The following is a 22,218-nucleotide window of genomic DNA, read 5'->3' on the forward strand; positions in this document are numbered from 1 at the left end:
GGATGAACACCATATTGCGGGTACTGGCCTGCGTATCGGTGTACTGGCATCCAATCCGGATCTCTACAGTAACCGACGCATTATGGAAGCCGGTGCCGAGCGGGGGCATCGCATGAGCTTTCTTGATATCCGCCAGTGCTACATGAAGCTCGACCCGAGTGAGCCAGAGGTGCACTATCGGGACGGGCGAATTCTCAATAACCTGGATGCCGTGATTCCGCGTATCCGCCCAAGCCAGACGTTCTATGGTTGCGCCCTGACGCGTCATTTTGAAAGCCTGGATGTGTTTGCCCTGAATGGCTCTGCAGCGATCAGCCAGTCTAGGGATAAGCTATTTTCCCTTCAGCTGTTACAGCAGAGCGGTCTGAGTATTCCTACCTCCGGTTTTGCCAACTCCCCGGTGGATACCAATGAGCTGATTGAAATGGTGGGTGGCGCACCTTTGGTTGTGAAGCTGCTGGAGGGTACCCAGGGGCGCGGCGTGGTGCTGGCAGAAACCCGCAAAGCGGGGGAGTCGGTGATCAACGCGTTCAAGTCCCTGAAGGCGAATTTATTGGTGCAGGAGTTTATCCGCGAAGCGCAAGGTAAGGATCTGCGCTTATTTGTCATTGATGGTCGCGTGGTGGCTTCAATTCAGCGGGAGGCGGCACCTGGGGAGTTTCGTGCCAATATTCATCAGGGTGGGACTGCTTCGGTAGTGAAAGTCACCCAGGAGGAGAAGCGCCTGGCGATTAAGGCTGCCAAAGTATTGGGGCTCAAGGTGGCCGGGGTGGATATTATTCGCTCGAGTAAGGGGCCGTTGTTGCTGGAAGTGAACTCCTCTCCTGGTCTTGAAGGGATTGAGAGTGCCACGCGTAAGGATGTGGCTGGCGCCATGATTATGTCTATTGAGAAGGCGCTCAAATGGCGCCCGGCGGTAACAGGCGATGGCAGTGGAGGCAGTCCGCAGGTGGTGTAGTTGTCGCTGGAGCGGGAATGGCGCCGACACTGGCAGGCCCGGTAGACTAACCTTCAGGGGTGGCCGGGCTTTTTGCAGGCGCGCAACCAGAGCCCCGGTGTAGGTCCCAAACCGTGGGCCTCCGCCGATTAAAACCGTTTTGGGGCGATAATTGTATGGCCCCGGACGGCGCAACCCCAGGGCTTTAACGATCGTGAAAATTCCCAGCTGTCGCACCCTCTCCTGTCTTTCTCTACTTCTAATCTTACTTGCTGCGCCAGTAGTGCAGGCGGCAGTGAACCTTTCCGATACCCCTTTGGGGAGAAGGGTGATGGTGGATTACATTCTGCACTTCGCTTACAACCTGCAGTGGCCGGTCAACGCTTTTGCCAATCAGCGCGCGCCTTTCAGGGTATGCTTGATGGGAGGCGATTCTTTAGGTGAACCCCTGGCGGAGCGTTTTAAGAACCAGCGTATCGACGGTCGTCGGGTGGAGCTGGAAAAGATTGACCTGAAAGAGATGCTGCAGGCGCGCAAGTGCCAGATCGTAGTACTCGGTGCCATGGAGCGTGCCAGCTTACTCAAGGCCCTGGTGGCTGTAGAGTACTTCCCGGTTCTCACTATCAGTGATGCCCAGCGCTTTGCTGCAACTGGCGGTATGATTGAGTTTGCCGATAGCGGTGGTGAAGTAGCCCTGCGCATGAACAAGACCATGCTGGAAAAGGCTGAGCTGAAAATGGGAAACAGCTTGTTCCGCCTGGGGCAGAAACCAGAGTAAAGAAGAGCGCCCCGCCAGGCTTGGCGTATTTTTGCACTAGCGTCCAGAGGTAAATTCGCGTAGAATCTGCGCCCGAATTTGGGCCGGTGCCGCGAAGCTTGATCGCGCAGCGCGAGCCCACTAAAAAGCCGGTGGCAAGCATCGGCCAATTTGTGAGAGCCGCGCGTGAAAAGATTTTTAAAGCGAGATGAAGCTGCGATGTTTCATCTCGCTTTTTTATGCGCGTGCCAGTCAGGAGCCGCGTGCTCCAAAGCCCACAAACCCCGCCCGGAAGCAGTTCTGAAGATTGGAGTTCAACTTGACTAAAGCTGTCCCTACGTCGGAGGCCTTCATGCCCCACAACTTTATGCAGAGTACAACTCCCGCGCTGCTGGTGCTCGCTGATGGTAGTGTCTTCGAAGGACGCGCAATCGGTGCCCACGGCAGTTCTGTTGGCGAGGTCGTGTTCAACACATCCATGACCGGTTATCAGGAGATCCTCACCGATCCTTCCTACGCCCGCCAGATTGTGACTCTGACCTACCCACACATCGGCAACACTGGCACCAACCAGGAAGACGAAGAGTGCGCTGATATCTGGGCTGCCGGCCTGGTAATCCGCGACCTGCCGCTGCTGGCCAGCAGCTTCCGCAACGAGCAGTCCCTGGAAGACTACCTGCGCGAGCGCAATATCGTTGGTATCGCCGATATCGACACCCGTCGCCTGACCCGCCTGCTGCGCGACAAGGGTGCACAGAGCGGTTGCATCGTTGCCGGTGATAATATCGACCGCGAAGAAGCCCTGGCCAAGGCCGAGGAATTTGCAGGTCTGAAAGGGATGGACCTGGCCAAGGTAGTGAGCACCAAGGAAGCCTACCCCTTCAATGAAGGCACCTGGGAGCTGGGCGAAGGCCACAAGGCCGCGCCGGAACAGCCCTTCAAAGTGGTGGCTTACGACTTTGGTGTGAAGCGCAATATCCTGCGCATGCTGGTGGATCGCGGCTGCGATATCACCGTAGTACCGGCGGAGACCCCGGCCTCTGAAGTGCTAGCGATGAATCCCAGCGGTGTATTCCTGTCCAATGGCCCCGGTGACCCCGAGCCCTGTGAATACGCGATTACCGCTATCCGCGAAATCCTCGACGCGGGCATTCCCACTTACGGTATCTGCCTGGGCCACCAGCTGCTGGGCCTGGCGGTGGGCGGTAAAACGGCCAAGATGAAGTTCGGTCACCATGGCGGCAACCATCCGGTACAGGACCTGAACAGCACCAAGGTGATGATCACTGCACAGAACCACGGTTTCGAAGTGGACGCCGACAGCCTGCCGGACAATGTGGAAGTTACCCACAAGTCCCTGTTCGATGGCACCTTGCAGGGTATTCACCTGAAGGACAAGCCGGCCTTCAGCTTCCAGGGCCACCCGGAAGCGAGCCCGGGCCCTCACGATGTGGCACCGTTGTTCGACCACTTTATCGATTTGATGAAAGAGCGCGCCTAAGGGTGCAGCCCGCCCAGGGTAGGGCAAACAACCGCCGCTTTTGCGGCGGTTATAAGGAGACTCTGAATAACGCCGTAATACCTCTGCGGGTCCTTGAAGGCTGCAGATGTTAGGCGCAGCTCGCCGCGAATGGCCGTAGCCCTTTGCAAGAGCTGCAACGCAGCAGCTGTGGCCTTCAAGGCCCGCCCTTCGGGGCTTGCATAGCGATTCACACTCCGCGTTGCGACTTCTTGAAAGGTCTAGACATTCCTGCGAAGCCGCGCCTTGATTGTGAACCGCTCTGCAAGCCAGAGGCATTACGGAGTTGTTTAGAGTCTCCTTACAAGACACGAATGAAATTTAGCGCAGCCGGCCTTAGCCGGTAGTAGAACGGAAGAAAGATGCCAAAACGCACAGATATCCAAAGCATTCTGATTATCGGCGCAGGCCCCATCGTGATCGGCCAGGCGTGCGAATTTGACTACTCCGGTGCCCAGGCCTGTAAGGCGCTGCGCGAAGAGGGTTACCGGGTGATCCTGGTGAACTCCAACCCGGCCACCATCATGACCGACCCGGCCATGGCCGATGCCACCTACATCGAGCCGGTGGAATGGCGCACCGTAGCCAAGATTATCGAGCAGGAACGCCCCGACGCCATCCTGCCCACTATGGGCGGCCAGACAGCATTGAACTGCGCACTGGACCTGGACAAGCACGGTGTCCTGAAGGAATTCAATGTCGAGCTGATTGGTGCGGACAAAGACGCTATCGAGAAAGCGGAAGACCGCGACCTGTTCGACAAGGCGATGAAGGCGATCGGCCTGGAAACTCCGCGCGCCAAGATCGTCCACTCCATGGAAGAGGCGAAGAAGGTACCGGAAGAGTTCGGCTTCCCGGTGATTATCCGTCCGTCCTTCACCATGGGGGGCTCCGGTGGCGGTGTGGCCTACAACTGGCCGGAGTTTGAAGAGATCTGTAAGCGCGGTCTCGACCTCTCCCCCACCAATGAACTGCTGATCGACGAATCCCTGCTCGGCTGGAAAGAGTACGAGATGGAAGTGGTTCGCGATAAGAACGACAACTGCATCATCGTATGTTCCATCGAGAACTTCGATCCGATGGGTGTACATACCGGTGATTCCATCACTGTTGCCCCGGCGCAGACGCTGACCGACAAGGAATACCAGCTGATGCGCAACGCCTCCATCGCGGTACTGCGCGAGATCGGTGTTGAGACCGGCGGCTCCAACGTACAGTTCGGCGTCTGCCCGAAGACTGGCCGCGTGGTGGTGATCGAGATGAACCCCCGCGTTTCCCGCTCCTCCGCACTGGCCTCCAAGGCCACCGGCTTCCCGATCGCCAAGGTCGCGGCCAAGCTGGCAGTGGGTTACACCCTGGATGAACTGCAAAACGATATCACCGGCGGTGCTACCCCGGCGTCCTTCGAGCCGTCCATCGACTACGTTGTCACCAAGATTCCGCGTTTCACCTTTGAGAAATTTGGTGAGGCCGATGCGCGCCTGACCACCCAGATGAAGTCTGTGGGTGAAGTAATGGCGATCGGTCGCACTTTCCAGGAGTCCATGCAGAAAGCCCTGCGCGGCCTGGAAGTGGGCAGCTTCGGTCTGGAAAGCAAGATTGACCCGGGCAAAGACGGCGCTGAGAGCCGTCTGCGCAGCGAACTTTCCGTACCCGGTGCCGAGCGTATCTGGTATGTGGGCGATGCCTTCCGCATGGGCATGAGCGTCGGCGAAGTTTACGATCTGTCCGGTATCGATCCCTGGTTCCTGGTGCAGATCGAAGAGCTGATCAAAATTGAAGAGCCGCTCAAGTCACTGCCTACCTCAGCGTTGACTGCTGAGCATATGCGTTTCCTCAAGCGTAAGGGTTTCTCCGATCGCCGCCTCGCCGACTTACTGGGGGTGAGCCAAAAGAGTGTGCGCGAATTCCGCCACAAGTTGGGCGTATTCCCGTCTTATAAGCGTGTGGACACCTGTGCAGCTGAGTTCAGTACTTCCACTGCTTATATGTACTCCACCTACGATGAGGAGTGTGAAGCAGAGCCGTCCGACAAGAAGAAAATTATGGTACTCGGCGGTGGCCCCAACCGTATTGGTCAGGGTATCGAGTTCGACTACTGCTGTGTACACGCCGCTCTGGCGATGCGCGAAGACGGTTACGAGACCATCATGGTCAACTGTAACCCGGAGACCGTTTCCACTGACTACGACACTTCCGACCGCCTCTACTTCGAGCCGGTAACCCTGGAAGACGTGCTGGAAATCGTTGCCAAAGAAAAGCCGGAAGGCGTAATCGTACAGTTCGGCGGTCAGACTCCGCTGAACCTGGCGCGCTACCTGGCCAACGAAGGTGTGCCGATTATTGGTACCACTCCAGAGCAGATCGATCGCGCCGAAGACCGCGAGCGTTTCCAGCAGATGATTATGCGTCTCGGCCTCAAACAGCCAAAGAACGCTATCGTGCGCTCCGTCTCCGAAGCCATCCAGGCCGCGAAAGACGTGGGCTACCCGCTGGTTGTGCGCCCGTCTTACGTACTGGGCGGCCGCGCCATGGAGATCGTCTACAAAGAAGACGAGCTGCTCACTTACATGAAAGAAGCGGTACAGGTTTCCGACGAAGCGCCGGTACTGCTGGACCACTTCCTCAACGCCGCCATTGAGGTGGATATCGATGCGGTATCCGATGGCCAGGATGTTGTAATCGGCGCCATCATGCAGCACATCGAACAGTGTGGCGTTCACTCCGGTGACTCCGCCTGCTCCCTGCCACCTTACAGCCTGCCGTCGGATGTGCAGGATCGTATGCGCGAGGAAGTGAAAGCCATGGCTCGCGAACTGGGCGTGGTTGGCCTGATGAACACCCAGCTGGCCTACCAGGACGGCGAGATCTACGTGATCGAGGTGAACCCGCGCGCTTCCCGAACTGTGCCTTTCGTTTCCAAGTGCATCGGCACTTCACTGGCGAAAGTGGCCGCGCGCTGTCAGGCGGGTATCAGCCTGAAAGAGCAGGGCTTTACTGAAGAGATCGTTCCGGACTACTACTCCGTCAAAGAGTCTGTATTCCCCTTCAATAAGTTCCCCAAAGTGGACCCGATTCTTGGCCCAGAGATGAAGTCTACCGGCGAAGTGATGGGCGTAGGCGCCACCTTCGCGGAAGCCTTCGACAAGGGCCTGGTTGCCGCTGGCGATCGCCTGCCGGAGTCCGGCCGCGTATTTATCTCTGTGCGTGACTTCGACAAGGCCGATGCAGTGGGCGTTGCCCGCGATCTGGTGGAGCTGGGCTTCGAGGTGATTGCCAGCCGTGGCACCGCCAAGGTCTTGCAAGAAAACGATATTCCCGTTACAACCGTCAACAAGATGAGTGAAGGTCGCCCGCATATCGTCGATATGATTAAAAACGACGAGATTGCACTGGTGGTAAACACCACCGAAGGTCGCCAGGCGATTCGCGACTCTGCGGATATCCGTCGCAGTGCCGAGAACCATCAGGTGTGTTACACCACCACCCTGGCGGCCGCTCAGGCCATGGCGATGGCCATGCGCCAGGAGCAGCCGTTGCAGGTTCGCCGCCTGCAGGATTTGCACCAGCGTGTGGTAAAGCTGTCCTAAGCATTCACAACAATTCGTAAGTTCCGACCGGGCCTTGTGGTAACACAGGGCCCGGTTTCGTAGTAACTATAATGGAGGTCCCACATTGAACCGGGTACCAATGACCGTTGAAGGCGCAGATGCGCTGCGTTCAGAATTGGATAATCTGAAAAAAGTCGAACGCCCCGCTGTTGTACAGGCTATTGCCGAGGCGCGAGAACACGGTGATTTGAAGGAAAATGCCGAGTACCACGCGGCGAGGGAGAAGCAGGGCTTTGTTGAAGGGCGTATCCAGGAAATTGAAGCCAAGCTCTCCCATGCACAAGTGATCGATGTAAAGTCGATTGAGCCCAGCGACAAGGTAATTTTCGGTACTACAGTAACGATTATTCACCTGGATAATGATCAGGAAGTAACCTACAAGATTGTTGGTGACGATGAGGCTGATGTGAAGAAACACAAAATCTCAGTAAATTCACCGATTGCCCGTGCCCTGATTGGCAAGGAAGTGGGAGACGTGGTTGTGGTGCATACTCCCTCTGGCGCAGTGGAGTATGAGATTGATACGGTAGAGCACCTGTAATAAGGTCCCTCACCACAAAAAAGGGCGGCCATAGGCCGCCCTTTTTCTTTCTGATAGTTTCCTATTGTAAAACAACGCTCTTGTTTGCATGGCCTACCTGAAGAACCAGTGCAGTTTCACAGTGGCCGAGCTGGCCGACCAAGCTTTCATTGTATCCGCCGACCTGGACTGCTAACGCCTTATGCTTACTACCGATCTGGCCTAGATAGACGTCGTTGCCATATCCAATCTGCTTGGCATTGGCGTAGTTATAGTAACCGGCCTGGGAGATATCCGCCTCGTTGTAGAAGCCTTTCTGATCAATGGAGGCATCGTTATGCTCCCCATAAGCTTGGCGAATATCGGCATCATTTTTATATCCGTACTGCTCTATATTTGCATAGCTTTTATCAGCGTATTGATCGACGTCCGCGTCATTCCTCCAGCCTTTTTGACGAGTTTTGGCATCATTATGATCGCCATGTTGATCAATTTCGGCATCATTTTTATAGCCACGCTGCTTGATGCTTGCGTAGTTATAATCACCCGGCTGGTTGATATGTGCGTCGTTCATCCAGCCTTTTTGCTTAACATGAGCATCGTTGTGATTACCGCTCTGGTGTACGTCGGCATCGTTCATACCACCATGACCCTGATAGATATGGACGTAGTTCCCTTCGCCGGTTTGTATAACATCGGTGTCAGCATGGTCGCCTTTTTGTTTGATAATTACCTCGCCATTGTAGCTACCCAGCTGGGTTATGGATGCCTTGCCATAGTCGCCACTCTGCTTAATTTTGGCAACATTGTACCCACCAAAAGTTTGAAGCGTTTTAGCGTCATTACCGTTACCTTCCTGGTAATGGTAAGACTTACTATGGTGCTCGTTAACCTGCAGGGTTACTGAAGTATTGTGGTCCCCTACCTGCTTGGAAGTGGCATGGTTATCGTGCCCAAAAATTTGGGTTATGTTGGAGAAGTTACCGTCACCATATTGGTATTGTATGGCTTCGCTGTCATGCTCTTCGCCTTGTGAAGCGACAGCGGCATTGTGATCACCATATTGTACTTGTTTTACGTAATTGTCATGGCTTCCAGCGCCAACCTGAAAAGAATTTACCGTGTTACCGTTTCCATATTGCAGTTGCTCGGTAACATTATCTGCCGCAAAAGCGGTACCGCTGATAGCGAGAGTAATTGCGGCAGCGATAGGGGTCAAAGATTTCATGAGTGTCTCCATTACTACATAAAAATGAGCATCACGATTGGGGTCAGCGTTCAAGTGCTGATAGGGATGGCACGTCATCCTGTGCCGAGGTTTTTACAGCGAAAGCACTAGCCCGGCAGAGTCAGCGCAACTGTAAATCGGGAATACGGCCAGCAATAGGAGGTGGCCGCATGAAATAGCGTATCGATGGAAAATCGAGGTGAGGGGAAAACAAATACATGATAATTGGCATCCTTGATACTGCTTAGGAGTCCAAATGTTCGTTCCGTCCTCTTCAGTCTTGTAGCTGCAGTGAGATGCGGCTATAGGAGAGAAGTTCTAATTCTCTAGGAATAAAGTTTTATTTGTAGAAATAGAGAGAGGAAAAATAGTGATTTTGGCGACGCTGTCAGGTGATTCAATATGGCTACCTAAAATCTGCGCAGATAAGGGGAGGCGTAATGGAGTCAAAGTGCGACAGATAGCTATCGAAAAATTAAAGTTTACTGAGTGAATGGCAAGGATGATTTAGTTTTCGGATAAAAAATTTTTACTATGTGACCTGCTTGTGATTACTTGTATCCAATTTCGATGACGTTTGCAGTTATTCTACGGTTTAGTAGGTCTGGGATAATGGAAATTAAGTGTGGCTATATGGGGGTAGCTCCCCAAAAAAATAGCTGGGAGTTAAATGGTAAGGGAAATTAAATTATTGCCCGGAAATTAACTCCAAAAAATAAGAATGGCTGAGGAGCTAATTAATCTCCTCAGCATGAAATATCTGGATTACTGATGCACTATGGCGGTATTACCTGTGCCCACCTGGGTAATATTTGCTGACTCAGAAAACCCAGACTGGATCACCGTTGCGTTATTCAATCCACCGGACTGGTTCACTATCACCATATGTCCGCCACCAAGTCCGCCACCACCTGACTGCATAATAGTGGCATGGTTCATAAATCCATCCTGATTAACATAAGCGCTGTTGTACCAGGAAACCTGGACAATCGTAGTCAGGTTGCTTTCACCATTTTGAACTATATCAGCTTCGTTATACATATCAGCCTGTTCAATTTCAGCAGTGTGGGACATACCCGCTTGATGAATATTGGCGTAGTGACCACTGCCTTCCTGGCTGATTAAGGCTTCGTGATAGGAACCTTCCTGCAGTATATAAGCCTCGGAGTTAAAGCTTGCATATTGGCCAATCAGAGCGCCATGAATATCGCCAATTTGCTCAATAACTGAAACATTATCACTACCAAGGTGCTGGTGGATTTCCGCCTCATTGCCCATTCCATTCTGGCGAATCATAGCCTCATTATTTTGTGCCGAAATCTGGTAAGTACTGGCTCGATTGTCCATTCCTGATTGATAGATCAGTACATTGTTTCCGATGCCACCCATCTGCAGGCTGTACATGTCATTCAGGGTACCTTCCTGAATTTGGTAAATGGTGCTGTCAGCCTCATTGGTTTGTATGGCTTCAGCGCTATGATGGTTGCCACTTTGATTAACTTCAATATGGTTGTCGATAGCGCCTATGTCCGTCTGGTCGGCCGTGGCGGAATTGTTATTGCCACTCTGTTCAATTGTTGAGGTGTTATCTGAAGCGCTTACGATACCACTGGCTGACAACAAAATTGCCAGGGGCAGAACGGTAACCTTCCTCACTGTGTACTCCTGCGTATTACCGTGTACTCGAGTCCATTCATATCCATTTACACGAAGATGGCCTCTTTCAAGTGAAGCCATCGCCGGGGCCTACAAAATTTCCTTACAGGAAACTTTAGCTGAAGTGAGCGTAAAAAAAATGCCTTGGCAGATATGTCTTTTCAATTGATGTGTATTTCTAAATCTATTTTTCTTGGCACCTAATTGAATGCGAATTATCGTATTGTCGTTTAGTTTGCTTGGGTGATGTATTGGATTTTAATAGTGCCAGCTGATGCTTTTTTCTTATACTTAAACCAGTTGATGGTACTTGTTGGTATGGTATTTACCTTTGGTTGTGCATCTACATATCCAGAGATGCTGGATTTCAATATTACTTGGAAGATGCAGCTATGAAACCGTAATACATAAAAGAATCTAATTTTGTGGCGTGGAGAGGTAGTAAAGATTCAAATGTCTAGTGTTTCCAGAGATCGGAATTGAAGTGCTGGGAAAGCTAACCTGTTGTCAGGTTGGCTTTCCCAAGTTTGAACTACTGAACAACAACAGCCATATTGCCATCCCCAATTTGGTTTTCTATGGAAACATTACCATCACTTAGCTGGGTAACAGAGAGCATATTTGCATTGCCGACCTGAGTTGCAATAGAGCTATTGAAGCTACCAATCTGCAATACATTTGTGACATTTCCTGTTCCTACACCTTGCAAAATGAAGGAGTCGTTTGAGCTGCCAGGCTGAGTGACTGTTGCAAAGTTAAAGCTACTAAATTGCTCGGTTAGTGCCCAGTTATCGTCACCAGTTTGACTGTGTATAGCAACTTGGTTATCACCAACTTGCCAAAGCTCACTGTAGTTGTCACTTCCCTGTTGAGTGATATTAAACTGGTTGAAGGTGCCAACCTGGGTTGATAGTGATGTAGCGTTTGTTGCCAATACCTGGTTGTGTACTACACCATTGGATGTGCCAGATTGGATTGCATTAATAGAGCTTAAGCTACTGTTACTCTGTAATAGAGTGCCACTGTTGGTGCCATTTTGTGTGAGAGTGGCAGTATTCGCAAAGCCACCAGTTTGTGTGATATTGGCAACGTTAATTGTGCCAATCTGGGTAGCATTGGCCACGTTACCGGTGCCCGATGTTTGAGCAACTGTGGCAATATTGGTTACTCCAAATTGGGCGACAGTAGCCGCATCTCCGGTACCCATTACCTGGAAAACATTGGCTTGGTTTGTGGTGCCATCTTGCACAACAGTAGCCACGTCAGCCAGGTTCATGATTTGGAATACAAAAGCATTATTATTAAAGCCACTCTGTGTTGCTACGCCAACAGTTAGTGCGTTAGAAACTTGATCAATCTGGGCTGTCTGCATATCTCCAGACTGGATAATAACCGCGGCACCGCCAGTATTGAAATCCTGATCGGTTACCGCATTGTGATTATTCAGAATCTGGGTAATGGTGGCCGTGGTGCCCAGTGTATTACCTTCCTGGTAAGATTCGGCGTTATTATTATCCCCGGTTTGGGTTTGTGTAATCACCCCTAAGCCATTGCCGTTTGTTTGCTCTGCATAAACTGTATTGTTATTTCCCACTTGGGTCTGGAAAATAAAGTTATTGTTAACGGTTGGATCACTTTGATCGGCAGTAGCTGAGTTTCCTGCCCCATTCTGGAAAAGTACGGCAGTGTTGTTTGCAGCGACGGCTCCGGTACTGGCGATTGCAAGAAAAATACTTGCCGCTAAGGGTGTGTACTTGTTCATCGGTACTCCTAGAGAGATATCTTGATCAGCTTGAGAAGCTTTTTAATGTGGAAAAATTGATAAAACAGCATCATCCGGTACTGCAAAGTACTTTCACACTGTAAAAAATTTCTGGGTATTTCCAGGTGGCAGTTTTGCAATCAATATTTGAAGACAGAACTTCAATTTTTGACATTCAGGAAATCAACCTTGCGATACCTCATGAACAGCATCTTGATGCTGAGTAGAGTTTTGATGAGGAGCGGTTCTACGGCTATAGGACAGAAGTCTTGAAAACCTGGGAATAAAGTGGGCTTTTTTATAAGTTAACGATACTTATGCCATACAGTAAATAAATCTGTGACACCATGGGATTAGATATTAAGGTTTTTCAGCCTCCTCTACTATTTCCAGGAGCTTTTAGCTTCGCAAATTTCGTTGAGAAAAAAGTAATCGTACCTCGAGGTTATAAAAGCAAAGAGAAATCAGGGTTTAAAAAAAGGCGGTCATTTAATGACCGCCACAAGCTTCTCTCTCTCTAAGGAACTACTGTGTAATTACACCGACATTACCAATGCCAACCTGGGTGGCGAATGCAGTTTCGTTAAATCCGATCTGAGTGGTGAAGTGGCTATTGAGCAGTCCCACTTGAGTTGTTACTGCATCATGGCCCAAACCTATCTGAGTTTTGGTGGCAATATTCAAGAGGCCCACTTGGTTTGACTGTGCGTCATTGAATGCGCCCAATTGAGTATGTAGAGCAAAATTCAGGGCACCAGCTTGCAGGATGCCAGAATCATTGAAGAAACCGGTTTGGATAGCTGTAGCGCTGTTTAATGCGCCGAGCTGGTTTGAGGTAGTGGTGTTAAAGGCACCAACCTGGGAATGGAATGCGCTGTTCAGGACACCGGTTTGAGTAACTGCAGCAGTATTGAAGGCACCCAGTGGTTGTACTACCAGAGCCAGGTTGAGCAGACCGTTTTGAGTTACGGTGGCAACATCAAAGAAGCTGATAGTTTGCAAAGTGCTGGCAAAGTTTACAAATCCATTTTGGTTGATATTTGCCACACTGCCGATGGAAGGGGCCGTCTGTGTGGTTGTACCAACGTTTGCAGCACCTACTTGGGTAATATTTGCAGTAGTTAGTGTGGAACCAATTTGGAAGGAGGTGGCCGCATTAAAGGCACCAGCCTGGGTATGATTGATGGTGCTCAAACTATTTCCCGCAGATTGTAATGCAGTGGATAGATTAAGCAGGCCAACCTGGGTCTGGGTAATGGTATTGTTATCTACCCCTGGGCCAACCTGAGTTGCAGTGGCCAGGTTTCCAACTCCAAACTGGCTTTGAACAGCTGTGTTGTTCGCTGCGAAAGCACCGGCAGTTGCGGTGAGGGCAATTGCTGCGGCGATTGGGGCTAACTTCTTCATGGTAAAACCTCTAACTTCCTAGTACGAGTGATTTGACATCCATTTTCAAAAGGTTTGGTCGGTATTCCTACTGCACTATTATGCCGACGTTACCAGTACCGACCTGAGTGGCAACAGCGGTTTCGTTAAGTCCAAATTGAGTGATGGTATGCAAGTTGGCGGTGCCAACCTGATTGACAATTGCATCGTGCCCAAACCCGGCTTGGGTGATGGTGGAAATGTTGATAGTGCCTAGCTGATTGGTGAATGCATCGTTAAAAAAGCCAGTTTGGGCATGAAGGGATACGTTGCCGAAACCAGTCTGTAGTGTGAAAGAATCACTGCCCAAGCCAGCCTGGAAAACGGTAGCAACATTGAGGGTGCCCACTTGTGTGGATGTTGATGTGTGGAGTGCACCTGTTTGAATGTGTGTGGCGATGTTAACATCACCCACTTGATTGGCAATGGCAGTATTTAAGCTGCTGAGTGTCTGGGTAACAGTCGCAACATTAAAGTCGCCAGCTTGATTAATTGAAGCAAGATCCAGTGAACTGGCAGTTTGAGTAACCACGCCAGTGTTAAAATCACCGACCTGGTTAATAAGTGCTGTAGATGCAAATGACGAGGCGGCTTGTGTGGTTATACCACTGTTACCGCTACCAACCTGGGTAATAGAAGCGGTGTTCAGGAGTCCGCCAGATTGAGTGGATGTAGCAGTGTTCAGGGCGCCAGTTTGGAGATGGTTGATAGTATTGAGGTCACTGCCAAGAGTTTGTAGAGCAGTTGATGTATTGACAGTGCCAGCTTGAGTCTGAATTACCAGGTTATTGTCAACACCTGGGCCGACTTGAGTGGAAGTCGCGATATTGCCAACGCCTCCCTGATTCTGGATTGTGGTGTTACTTGCTGCAAGTGCGCCACTGCTTATGGCAATGGCGACCACTGCTGCGATAGGGGTTAACGTCTTCATGAGATACTCCTTTTCTTCCGACGCTATATAAACCAGCGAAATTTACGCTGAATTACTTCCGTACCTTTTCAGGTAAGGGTAATTACGGCAATACGGTTTTATCCCGCAGGGGAATTTAAAACACTATTGATCCGTGACTGAATACTGCTACCAGCGACTGATCGTTCCCTGTCGCTAGATAAATTTCATTAAGATGGCGGTACTGCTCTAATGCCAGGTTGAAAATTCAAGTGTCTCCCAGGTACAACATTCGGGACCTTGGTAAAGAAGGGCCGGTTTGGCCCAGAGAAGATGATCTCTATATAACAACCTAATGCCTGCATGACGTAATGTCCGAGAGGTGTAAACAACAAGTGATCGGATATGTTTAGAGTTTTGCCCTAATCCTGCGAGACGGCTATAGGAGGTAACTCTCTAAAAACTAGGAAAATAGTTCGAATCGTTAGATGGTAAATTTATGGAACTTTCTATTTCGGCAAAATATGCGACTGGCCAGATATACAGGGTTTGTTGAGTTGAATGTACTATATCGATAGCAGAGTTGAAATCAGTGCAGGATTAATCATTATTAACTTAGGTGAAATGCGCCGAAAGCAATTTTTAATGAGAGACAGACCTTGGTGGTGATAGAAAACCAATAAAAAATAGTGCCAGTAGAGAATTGATCAAATACCAGTTTTAATCGTATTGGCTGATATAGGTGGTCGTCGCAGTGCCTGTTACTGTGACAGACGTGTGTAATCCATGGCCACTTTGGTAGATATTGACCTTATGCAAGATGCCAATTTCTTGTACATGGGCACTGTTTTGCGTACCGAATTGGGAAATCCCGGCAGAATTTCCCATGCCGTACTGCTCGATATCAATTAGGTTCTCGTAGCCTACCTGGATCAGGCCACTTAAGTTTTGATCTCCTATCTGTCTTGATAGAATAACATTGTCTTCGCCAGCCTGGGTGACAGAGAGATTATTTCGATTGCCATCCTGATGAGCAGATGTGTAGTTGGTTCGCCCTGACTGTCGTACGTTGATATGGTTTACACCGCCTTCCTGGTTAATGACGGTGAGATTGGAAACAGAAATAAGGTTGGCGGCGCTCAGTTCACTGGAGATCGCCAGCTCATTGCTGGAATCCAGGTCTGTGGCGCTGCAAACCCCTGAAAAGAGAAAGAGGGCAGCGGTAAGGCTCAGGGGGAGGTGGTGCTTGTTAATACTTGGCATGGTTGCTTCAGCCTTTTAAGCTCGTCCTGTCTCAAGTGGATTCATCACATAATCACCGTGCTGTCATTCAGGTAATATTGCAGTACGGGGTTGTTGATATCATCGGGGTTCGCCAGTGCCCATGAATTGTGAATAATTCCCTCACTGATCAGATGAATTACCGCAGATTCCATTGCTGAAAGCATAGCAAGTTGTGCGGGTTCGTTGTATGTCACTCCGGCTTCCATTTCCAGTAGGCGCCGGAATCTTACAAAGCGAAATACATCGGCACTGATTGCTTTTGAGTAAACGGTTTTCGAGGTCAATACCGAATGCAATATTCGGCCTGAGCGGATATCGATAGCACGCAGATTCACGGAGACCTGATCAATACGGTATTGCTCATCAGCTCCGATACCAAAGTAGCGGGCTCCTGCGCCACCAGTTTGAATATTCTGGTCGTAGGCGACAATTCCCCCTTCCAATAAGACATTGGCGGCAATTAAGGTAGGTAGAGGGACACTGTTGTTTGCAGGGGCATCCGGCTTGCTGAGACCAGCGCGAATAATTTTTCTTTCAGTGAGTAGGTTTTGCAATCCCTCGCGTTCAAGCGCAATAAACCATCCTGATTCATTCAGCACATCCATCAACATGGCGGCACCGCCCTGGGTGACAGCGGTAGAGAAGCTGCTGTTTGGGGCAGGCTTGTATTGTCCCGTTTGGTCCCGAAAACTGTATACCGCTGCCAGAATTTTACCCTTTGGTTCTGGCAGGTTAAGTAAATCCCTGTAGGTGTTCATACGCGGTGTGAGCATGGCCTCAGTACGACCTGGGCCAAAAATGGCATCACCAAGACTTTTAAATGCGGAGCAGCCGCTTAGTGTTAATATGAACGCCAGGGCGGGCAAAACTATGGCTTTTTTTATTGCATTACGCATTGCCAGTTTTCCTTCGGAGTTGGGTACTATGCTAATTAGTCGGGTTGAGCCCGCTTACAACGATTTCGCTTTTATCTCCAGTACTCCGGTCAGTGATCAACACGGTCAGTACACCGTCGTTGTCAACGATCTGCACGATAAAGTCATCAGTTATTAGTTCACCGCTATTGCCATCGCCCACATCAGTAAGCAACTGGTTTAAAAGCCGTGTTTCGAGGGAGTCAGTAAAACGATCCAGAGCGCTGGGCTGCTCATACAGACTGTCTGGCTTGTCGGGGTCATCATGGCTGTCCTGTGCTTGCGCATTTTGTAGCAGGTAGGTGCCATTTAATGGGTTGCCACCAAAGTTGGGGTTTACTGGTTCGTAAATTAATTCTGTGGCATAGCCACTGCTGGACAGGAACATAATCACAGGCAGGGCAGCAGGAACTATCAAATATCTGATTTGCATTAGAATTCATCCTTTCCCAAATCAAAATTATCTGTGAACGCACTGCTTACGCGATCTTGTAGTACCGCTTGGTGAATATACTGTGCTGCCTCATCGGCCAGCCGGTGTATATTGTTGGTGCTTGGGGTGATAAAGCGCCGAAAAACTATTTTGTCGTTATAGGTTACCCAAATCAGGTTGCCCCACCGTGCGGAGGGGCGCTCGTAAACTGTTAAGTTGTAAGTTGAATCTGGATAGTTCAGATTTCTGTATTCACTCAGATAACGCGCAAAATCATGCCCGGTTCGCGTTATTGTTCGATCAATATTAAACCCGCTGATTTCATCCTCTAGTTTGCCTGAGTCGGTGTCTGCAGGAGGGACGGTTGTGTCATCCTGAGCATAGGCAATTGACATACAGAGAAAAAATATCAGCAGGCTTAGCCTCATATTTTCTCTTCCTGGAGATTGAGTTTTGCCCAATTACTGGCTTGCAGGCGATTCTTTACGCCGATTTTTCGGAATATGTTATACATGTGGTTTTTTACAGTGTGTTCACTCAAGTGAAGTTTGGTGGCAATCACACTGTTGGGTTCACCCGTAGTCAGTTGTCCTAGAATTTCCTGTTCTCTGCGTGTTAGAGGAAGAGGATTTGGGGTACTGCCATGCTGCCTGCTTTCACAGCTGTGAATAGCAGTACTTAATCTCTGAATTAAATTTTCCTGGCTGGTATTACTGTCACAGAGGAGGTAGAAACCACTTTGGCGCAGTTTTTCCAAGATATGTAAAGGTAAGTCCACTGGAAAGTTAATAAGGATAGCTTTTGGATGACTGATCTTTTTCAGGTCGGAAAGAAATTCTTTGGATGTGGCGGCAATACCTATTTGCCAACAGTCAACAATTATTGCCTCATAGTGCTGCAGGCAATGGCGCTGTTTTCCTATGCTCGCCTTTTCCCATGGGAGCGGAATAGACTGAGAAAAAAGTGAAAATAAAAGATCGCCCTGAAGGCCGGAATTGCTGAAAAAAAGAACCGGCATATACCTCGTACCTCTCCTTGATACAGATAGATCTTTCCCAAATTTGAGTTTGAGATCCTCTATCAACTCCTGTTACATAAGTTTCCTGATTGGCTTTTGATGCCTCTTTTGAAGGCATCCCTGCTTACGCATATTCCCTTTTTGTACTTAGGGAAAATGACTCACCCAGTGAGAATTTAGTTTGGAGTGTAGACGTGGGGTGGGACGGCTTGGAAAAATAGATGCCTTATTTTCAGTTATAAAAAAACCACATTAAGAAAATGTCGCAGTTATTTTTTATTGGTGGAACTATCTGTGAAAATTGTTCTCATGTATCCCTGAGTGTCATTTTCCCAAAAACACTTCTCCCTGGTCGTGATTTTTTGCTGTGTCATTTGCGTCTTTAGCTTCTCAGTCCTACCTCTTTTTATTCTGAATGCTTCGCTTTATTGGTGCTTAATATTTGGAGAATTTCCTGAGTCATTTTTTATCTGGGAATACTGCCTGGTTAGTGAATATTTGAGGAGGACTCTTTCCCGAGAATTTGTCGGCATTGTAATTTGAGAAGGTGTGGCGTGCGAATAAACACTATTGGGTAATTCAATACATTAATGCTGCAAATGCTATTTCGATGCCGGTTTATCTTGTTGAAATAGATACCCTGGTACCATTTTGTCTGGATTTATCTCTGATAGGGTGATGTCGTCTTATAGCAATATAAACTGTGACATTTTGGGCGATTGTGTGACTGCTAGCTGATAGGATGGGCAATTGAATTGTCGCTAGGGAGCTAACATCGTGAGTCCATTAATCAATAGTTTGCCGCTGTGGCTTTGGCTCCTATTCGGCCTTTTCGCAATGTTCCTTGCCAGGAGGCCGGTACATAGGGCTATATATGCTCTGGCGCGCTTTAGTTATCGTTCCCTGCGCCTTGCGGCTGGTGCATTGGGCACCGCAGAGCAGACTCTCCTTGAGCGCAATCGAGAAGTTTTGCTGGCAGCTGGCAGGGCGACGGCAGAGCGTCATATCGAAAGGGAATTTGAGCGTATAGAAGGGGCAATGAAGAGAGAGTTGGCGCAATATCCAACACTTCACCGTCGTTTGTGCGAGCAGCTGACATCTATCGATGAAGACTATGTACGCAGTGCTGAAGTGCCTCCTGAACCCTCCAACTGGGCTCGTGCTATTCGCTCCGTATCAGAAATTCCCGCCCAGGATGATTCTGTTGTGGCAGACGTGCTGGAAACGATTAATCACTCCATGCGAAAGGCGGAATCCAAGGCTCTGGAGTCTTATCGGGAATCTACTCGTGAGCGACATCAGTTACTGAAACGAATGATGCCCAGTTGGCGTGCAATGCTAATCACACTGGGGAGAATCAATAAAAATGTAGAGTCGGTCATTCGGCGTACTAAAGCCCTGGACTTACACATGGAGCGCTATGAGGAAATTTTGCAGGAAAGTGATCGTAGTGTGCGCTTTCTGTCAGCCTCTTCCATGGGCCGATTTTTAATTGCTTCCATGGCTTTAATGGTGGCGGTGGCTGGTATTTCTGTTAATTTTCAGTTAATCGCGCGCCCGGTAGCAGAAATATTGGGTGGTAATAGTTTTCTCGGTAGTTTTGTTGTTACAGATATTGTCGCCTACGTACTTATCTTTTTACAGGTGAGCCTTGGAATCATGGTGATGGAATGCTTGCAAGTCACACGGATGTTTCCGGCGATCAATACCTTGTCAGATAATATCCGGCGTCGTTTGAACTGGGCTGCTTTGGCACTGTTGCTACTTTTTTCTATGGTAGAGGCCTGCTTGGCATTTACGCGTGAATTACTTTTACAGTATGACCAGCTGCTGGCTGCCAGTGCAGGTGAGGCTTTGCCGATGATGGCGGGAATGGGGACTTATTGGCCTGTTTCTCTGACGCAGATGGGGCTTGGTTTTATCCTTCCTTTAATTCTGGCTTTTACTGCAATTCCATTGGAGCAATTTATCTCCTCTGCGCGTACTGTAATAGGCACCTGCCTGGTGCTCAGTTTACGTCTGCTTTGTGGTGGGCTGCGCCTTTTGGCCACTTCAGTAATGCATACTGGCATACTGTTAAATCGTTTTTATGATTTGGTGATTTTTTTTCCTTTGTGGTTACAGGGTGTATTGCTTCACTACTGGAAAGAGAGAGCTAATAAGGGCAGTGGCGGGAAAGAGAATACTACGGAAAATAATGAGAGAGCTGGAGAAGAGCTAATGGCCGAGCCAGCTGTCAATGGTTGAAATTCTACGTGGTATAAGGACTTTTATTGGATTTTGTGTATTGACTGTGTCTGCAAGCGGTGTTTGGTATGCCAGGGCAACTGTTTCTTTGTCGCGTATAAATGGTATTGATTCATGTCTATGTTGTTGATCTTTGCTGGTCTGTTGATCGTGCTGATGATTTACGCCAGATCAAGACCTGCGAAAAAATCGGCATTGCGGCTTACACATACACGTAACCCTATGGTGATTTCCCATGGTAATGATTGCAGCAACGGTCTGTATCCCGGTAATACCTCGTTGTATTTACAAAAAATGGTGGAGCTGGGTGTCGATGGTATCGAAGTGGACCTCTGGCTTACCGCCGATGGCCATCTGGTTTTATTACATGATCCTGAGTTGAAAGACTCTTCAGATGGCAGTGGTTCTGTTGAGGATATGACCCTTGCCCAGTTGCGCGAGTTAAATATTGCTTATCATTGGAGCCCGGATGGAGAGAACTATCCCTATCGTGAGAATCCTCTGACAATTATTACTATTGAAGAGGCATTGGAGGAAGTGGGTGATACTCCTCTGATTCTGGAGTTAAAAAGCGCTAAATACGCTGCCGCAGAGGTTTTGAGCGAGGTATTACAGACGAAGGAAAAGCATGGGCAGGTGATTGTTTCTTCCTTTCATCATGGAGTTGTTCGTGCGTTCAGGCGTCTCAGTCCGGATGTTGCTACAGGCGCAGTGACCTGGGAAGCGGCACTATTGTATTTTGCTCAATTGATTCGAGCGGAAGGCCTGCTGGCCCCTCACTATCAGACAATGCAGTTGCCAATGTTCCACTTTGGATTGGATGTGGTAACTGCGGGTACTATGCGCGCGGCACACAAACTCAACCTGCATGTTTCTGTGTGGACAGCAAACGGGCGGGCCGATCTACAACGCTACATCGACCTGGGCGTGGATGGTATTGTTACCGACCGCCCTGATATATTAATGGCCATGTTGTCCTGTCAGGAAGCAAAGGGCGAGCCTAAGCAGCTAGAGCAGGCGTCCTGAATTGAGTAATATCACTGTAGCAATATGACAATAAAAACAGAGAAATATTCATGAAGCAGATTGCAGCTATTGCGGTGCTGTTAGCGTCTCTAATCAGCACCCCGCTATTGGCCGAAGACCGCTTTGCCAAGATCGAAATTAGCAGTGAGCCGGTGGCAGGTAATGTATATATGCTCCAGGGGGCTGGTGGCAATATCGCAGTACTGGTCGGAGAGGACGGCACCTTTATGGTGGATGACCAATATGCACCACTCACTGCAAAAATACAGAAAGCGGTGGCGGGTTTGGCAGATCAGCCGCTGCGCTTTGTGATCAATACCCATTGGCACGGCGATCATACCGGCGGCAATGAAAACCTGGGTAAAAGTGGTGCCCTGATCGTTGCCCATGAGAATGTGCGCAAACGTGTGAGTACCGAACAGTTTATAGAGGCTTTTAAGCGTAAGGTTGAGCCCTCACCGCCAGCAGCACTACCGGTAATCACCTTTACCGATGCCACCACTTTTCACTGGAATGGTGATGAGGTTAAGGTACAGCATGTCGGCCCAGCCCATACCGATGGTGATTCTATTGTGCATTTCGCCAAAGCCGATGTGATTCATATGGGCGATATCTATTTCAATGGCACTTATCCATTTATCGATCTTTCTTCTGGTGGTTCGGTGAATGGCATGATTGAAGCTATGGACACCGCATTGGCGCTTTCTGGTAAAAACACAAAAATCATTCCCGGACATGGTCCTCTGAGTAATCCTGCGGAGTTAAAAGTGCAACGGGATATGCTGGAGACCCTGAGGGATCGCATTCAGAAATTGGTCGATAGTGGTCAAAGTCGCGATCAAGTCATTGCTGCCAAGCCCACCAAGGATTTCGATGATCAGTATGGACAGGGTTTTATGACCCCGGATATTTGGACCGGTATTGTGTATGACTCTCTGGCTGCAAAATCCAAGAAGTCTTAATCGTATGTTGATGGTGGCGATTAAAAGCTG

Annotated in this window: 19 protein-coding genes; 8 read left to right on the forward strand and 11 right to left on the reverse strand. The window is 49.3% G+C overall.

Features of this window, described 5'->3' with window-relative positions; translation table 11 throughout:
* The first annotated feature begins 28 nt into the window (after positions 1-28).
* The 3 genes from rimK to carA all read left to right on the forward strand — a co-directional run bounded on the left by rimK (position 29) and on the right by carA (position 3,195).
* Positions 29-958 (forward strand): 30S ribosomal protein S6--L-glutamate ligase, encoded by a 930-nt coding sequence (rimK, locus tag G367_RS24240; RefSeq protein WP_245556720.1) that lies wholly within the window; start codon positions 29-31, stop codon positions 956-958.
* Positions 959-1,151: 193 nt separating this feature from the next.
* Complete coding sequence (locus G367_RS24245) at positions 1,152-1,715, forward strand: YfiR family protein (protein ID WP_245556715.1); 564 nt, start codon at positions 1,152-1,154, stop codon at positions 1,713-1,715.
* A 331-nt stretch (positions 1,716-2,046) separates the two neighbouring features.
* The gene (gene carA / locus G367_RS0118395) at positions 2,047-3,195 is read left to right on the forward strand and encodes a glutamine-hydrolyzing carbamoyl-phosphate synthase small subunit (RefSeq protein WP_020414636.1); all 1,149 of its coding nucleotides are present in this window, start codon (positions 2,047-2,049) and stop codon (positions 3,193-3,195) included.
* On the opposite strand, the gene G367_RS0118400 is transcribed toward carA, so the two are convergent.
* Positions 3,192-3,407 (reverse strand): hypothetical protein, encoded by a 216-nt coding sequence (locus G367_RS0118400; protein WP_020414637.1) that lies wholly within the window; start codon positions 3,405-3,407, stop codon positions 3,192-3,194. The genes carA and G367_RS0118400 overlap by 4 nt on opposite strands.
* A 168-nt stretch (positions 3,408-3,575) precedes the next feature.
* Between G367_RS0118400 and carB the strand changes: the two genes are divergently transcribed.
* Both carB and greA read left to right on the forward strand, forming a co-directional pair.
* Positions 3,576-6,803, forward strand: a complete 3,228-nt coding sequence (gene carB, locus G367_RS0118405) for a carbamoyl-phosphate synthase large subunit (RefSeq protein WP_020414638.1) — start codon at positions 3,576-3,578, stop codon at positions 6,801-6,803.
* A gap of 85 nt (positions 6,804-6,888) precedes the next feature.
* On the forward strand, positions 6,889-7,365 hold the full coding sequence (gene greA, locus G367_RS0118410) for a transcription elongation factor GreA (RefSeq protein WP_026305241.1): 477 nt from the start codon (positions 6,889-6,891) through the stop codon (positions 7,363-7,365).
* A 61-nt stretch (positions 7,366-7,426) separates the two neighbouring features.
* Here greA and G367_RS0118415 read toward each other — a convergent pair whose 3' ends face one another.
* The 10 genes from G367_RS0118415 to G367_RS0118465 form a co-directional block, all read right to left on the reverse strand.
* Positions 7,427-8,572: a hypothetical protein gene (locus G367_RS0118415; RefSeq protein ID WP_020414640.1), complete on the reverse strand. Its 1,146-nt coding sequence runs from the start codon at positions 8,570-8,572 to the stop codon at positions 7,427-7,429.
* 765 nt (positions 8,573-9,337) lie between these two features.
* A complete protein-coding gene (locus G367_RS0118420) occupies positions 9,338-10,228 on the reverse strand; it encodes a hypothetical protein (protein WP_020414641.1) in 891 nt (296 codons plus the stop codon).
* 532 nt (positions 10,229-10,760) lie between these two features.
* Positions 10,761-11,990 carry a hypothetical protein gene (locus G367_RS0118430; RefSeq protein WP_020414643.1) on the reverse strand — a complete coding sequence of 410 codons (1,230 nt, stop codon included), beginning with the start codon at positions 11,988-11,990 and terminating at the stop codon, positions 10,761-10,763.
* Positions 11,991-12,515: 525 nt separating this feature from the next.
* A complete protein-coding gene (locus G367_RS0118435) occupies positions 12,516-13,397 on the reverse strand; it encodes a hypothetical protein (protein ID WP_026305242.1) in 882 nt (293 codons plus the stop codon).
* A gap of 67 nt (positions 13,398-13,464) precedes the next feature.
* Positions 13,465-14,346 carry a hypothetical protein gene (locus tag G367_RS0118440; RefSeq protein WP_026305243.1) on the reverse strand — a complete coding sequence of 294 codons (882 nt, stop codon included), beginning with the start codon at positions 14,344-14,346 and terminating at the stop codon, positions 13,465-13,467.
* A gap of 678 nt (positions 14,347-15,024) precedes the next feature.
* Positions 15,025-15,567 (reverse strand): hypothetical protein, encoded by a 543-nt coding sequence (locus G367_RS25330; protein ID WP_020414644.1) that lies wholly within the window; start codon positions 15,565-15,567, stop codon positions 15,025-15,027.
* 44 nt (positions 15,568-15,611) lie between these two features.
* Positions 15,612-16,484, reverse strand: coding sequence for a CsgG/HfaB family protein (locus G367_RS0118450; RefSeq protein ID WP_020414645.1), 873 nt, complete (start codon positions 16,482-16,484; stop codon positions 15,612-15,614).
* A gap of 31 nt (positions 16,485-16,515) precedes the next feature.
* Positions 16,516-16,935: a curli assembly protein CsgF gene (locus tag G367_RS0118455; RefSeq protein WP_020414646.1), complete on the reverse strand. Its 420-nt coding sequence runs from the start codon at positions 16,933-16,935 to the stop codon at positions 16,516-16,518.
* A complete protein-coding gene (locus G367_RS0118460; RefSeq protein ID WP_020414647.1) occupies positions 16,935-17,363 on the reverse strand; it encodes a CsgE family curli-type amyloid fiber assembly protein in 429 nt (142 codons plus the stop codon). The genes G367_RS0118455 and G367_RS0118460 overlap by 1 nt, the downstream gene beginning before the upstream one ends.
* The gene (locus G367_RS0118465; RefSeq protein ID WP_245556716.1) at positions 17,360-18,019 is read right to left on the reverse strand and encodes a helix-turn-helix transcriptional regulator; all 660 of its coding nucleotides are present in this window, start codon (positions 18,017-18,019) and stop codon (positions 17,360-17,362) included. The genes G367_RS0118460 and G367_RS0118465 overlap by 4 nt, the downstream gene beginning before the upstream one ends.
* Before the next feature lie 711 nt (positions 18,020-18,730).
* Here G367_RS0118465 and G367_RS0118470 point away from each other — a divergent pair.
* From G367_RS0118470 to G367_RS0118480, 3 genes are all read left to right on the forward strand, one after another.
* Complete coding sequence (locus tag G367_RS0118470; RefSeq protein WP_020414649.1) at positions 18,731-20,200, forward strand: hypothetical protein; 1,470 nt, start codon at positions 18,731-18,733, stop codon at positions 20,198-20,200.
* 114 nt (positions 20,201-20,314) lie between these two features.
* Complete coding sequence (locus G367_RS0118475) at positions 20,315-21,226, forward strand: glycerophosphodiester phosphodiesterase family protein (protein WP_020414650.1); 912 nt, start codon at positions 20,315-20,317, stop codon at positions 21,224-21,226.
* 50 nt (positions 21,227-21,276) lie between these two features.
* On the forward strand, positions 21,277-22,188 hold the full coding sequence (locus G367_RS0118480; protein WP_020414651.1) for an MBL fold metallo-hydrolase: 912 nt from the start codon (positions 21,277-21,279) through the stop codon (positions 22,186-22,188).
* Positions 22,189-22,218: the final 30 nt, after the last annotated feature.

This window comes from Microbulbifer variabilis ATCC 700307 (assembly GCF_000380565.1).
GTDB lineage: Bacteria > Pseudomonadota > Gammaproteobacteria > Pseudomonadales > Cellvibrionaceae > Microbulbifer > Microbulbifer variabilis.

Bases quoted from the DNA above. Each gene is read 5' to 3' on its own strand.
- G367_RS0118480 (WP_020414651.1), top strand. From the start codon at position 21,277: ATGAAGCAGATTGCAGCTATTGCGGTGCTGTTAGCGTCTCTAATCAGC.
- G367_RS0118415 (WP_020414640.1), bottom strand. From the start codon at position 8,572: ATGAAATCTTTGACCCCTATCGCTGCCGCAATTACTCTCGCTATCAGC.
- carB (WP_020414638.1), top strand. From the start codon at position 3,576: ATGCCAAAACGCACAGATATCCAAAGCATTCTGATTATCGGCGCAGGC.
- G367_RS0118430 (WP_020414643.1), bottom strand. From the start codon at position 11,990: ATGAACAAGTACACACCCTTAGCGGCAAGTATTTTTCTTGCAATCGCC.
- G367_RS0118455 (WP_020414646.1), bottom strand. From the start codon at position 16,935: ATGCAAATCAGATATTTGATAGTTCCTGCTGCCCTGCCTGTGATTATG.
- G367_RS0118450 (WP_020414645.1), bottom strand. From the start codon at position 16,484: ATGCGTAATGCAATAAAAAAAGCCATAGTTTTGCCCGCCCTGGCGTTC.
- G367_RS0118440 (WP_026305243.1), bottom strand. From the start codon at position 14,346: ATGAAGACGTTAACCCCTATCGCAGCAGTGGTCGCCATTGCCATAAGC.
- carA (WP_020414636.1), top strand. From the start codon at position 2,047: ATGCCCCACAACTTTATGCAGAGTACAACTCCCGCGCTGCTGGTGCTC.
- G367_RS25330 (WP_020414644.1), bottom strand. From the start codon at position 15,567: ATGCCAAGTATTAACAAGCACCACCTCCCCCTGAGCCTTACCGCTGCC.
- G367_RS0118475 (WP_020414650.1), top strand. From the start codon at position 20,315: ATGTCTATGTTGTTGATCTTTGCTGGTCTGTTGATCGTGCTGATGATT.
- G367_RS0118460 (WP_020414647.1), bottom strand. From the start codon at position 17,363: ATGAGGCTAAGCCTGCTGATATTTTTTCTCTGTATGTCAATTGCCTAT.
- G367_RS0118435 (WP_026305242.1), bottom strand. From the start codon at position 13,397: ATGAAGAAGTTAGCCCCAATCGCCGCAGCAATTGCCCTCACCGCAACT.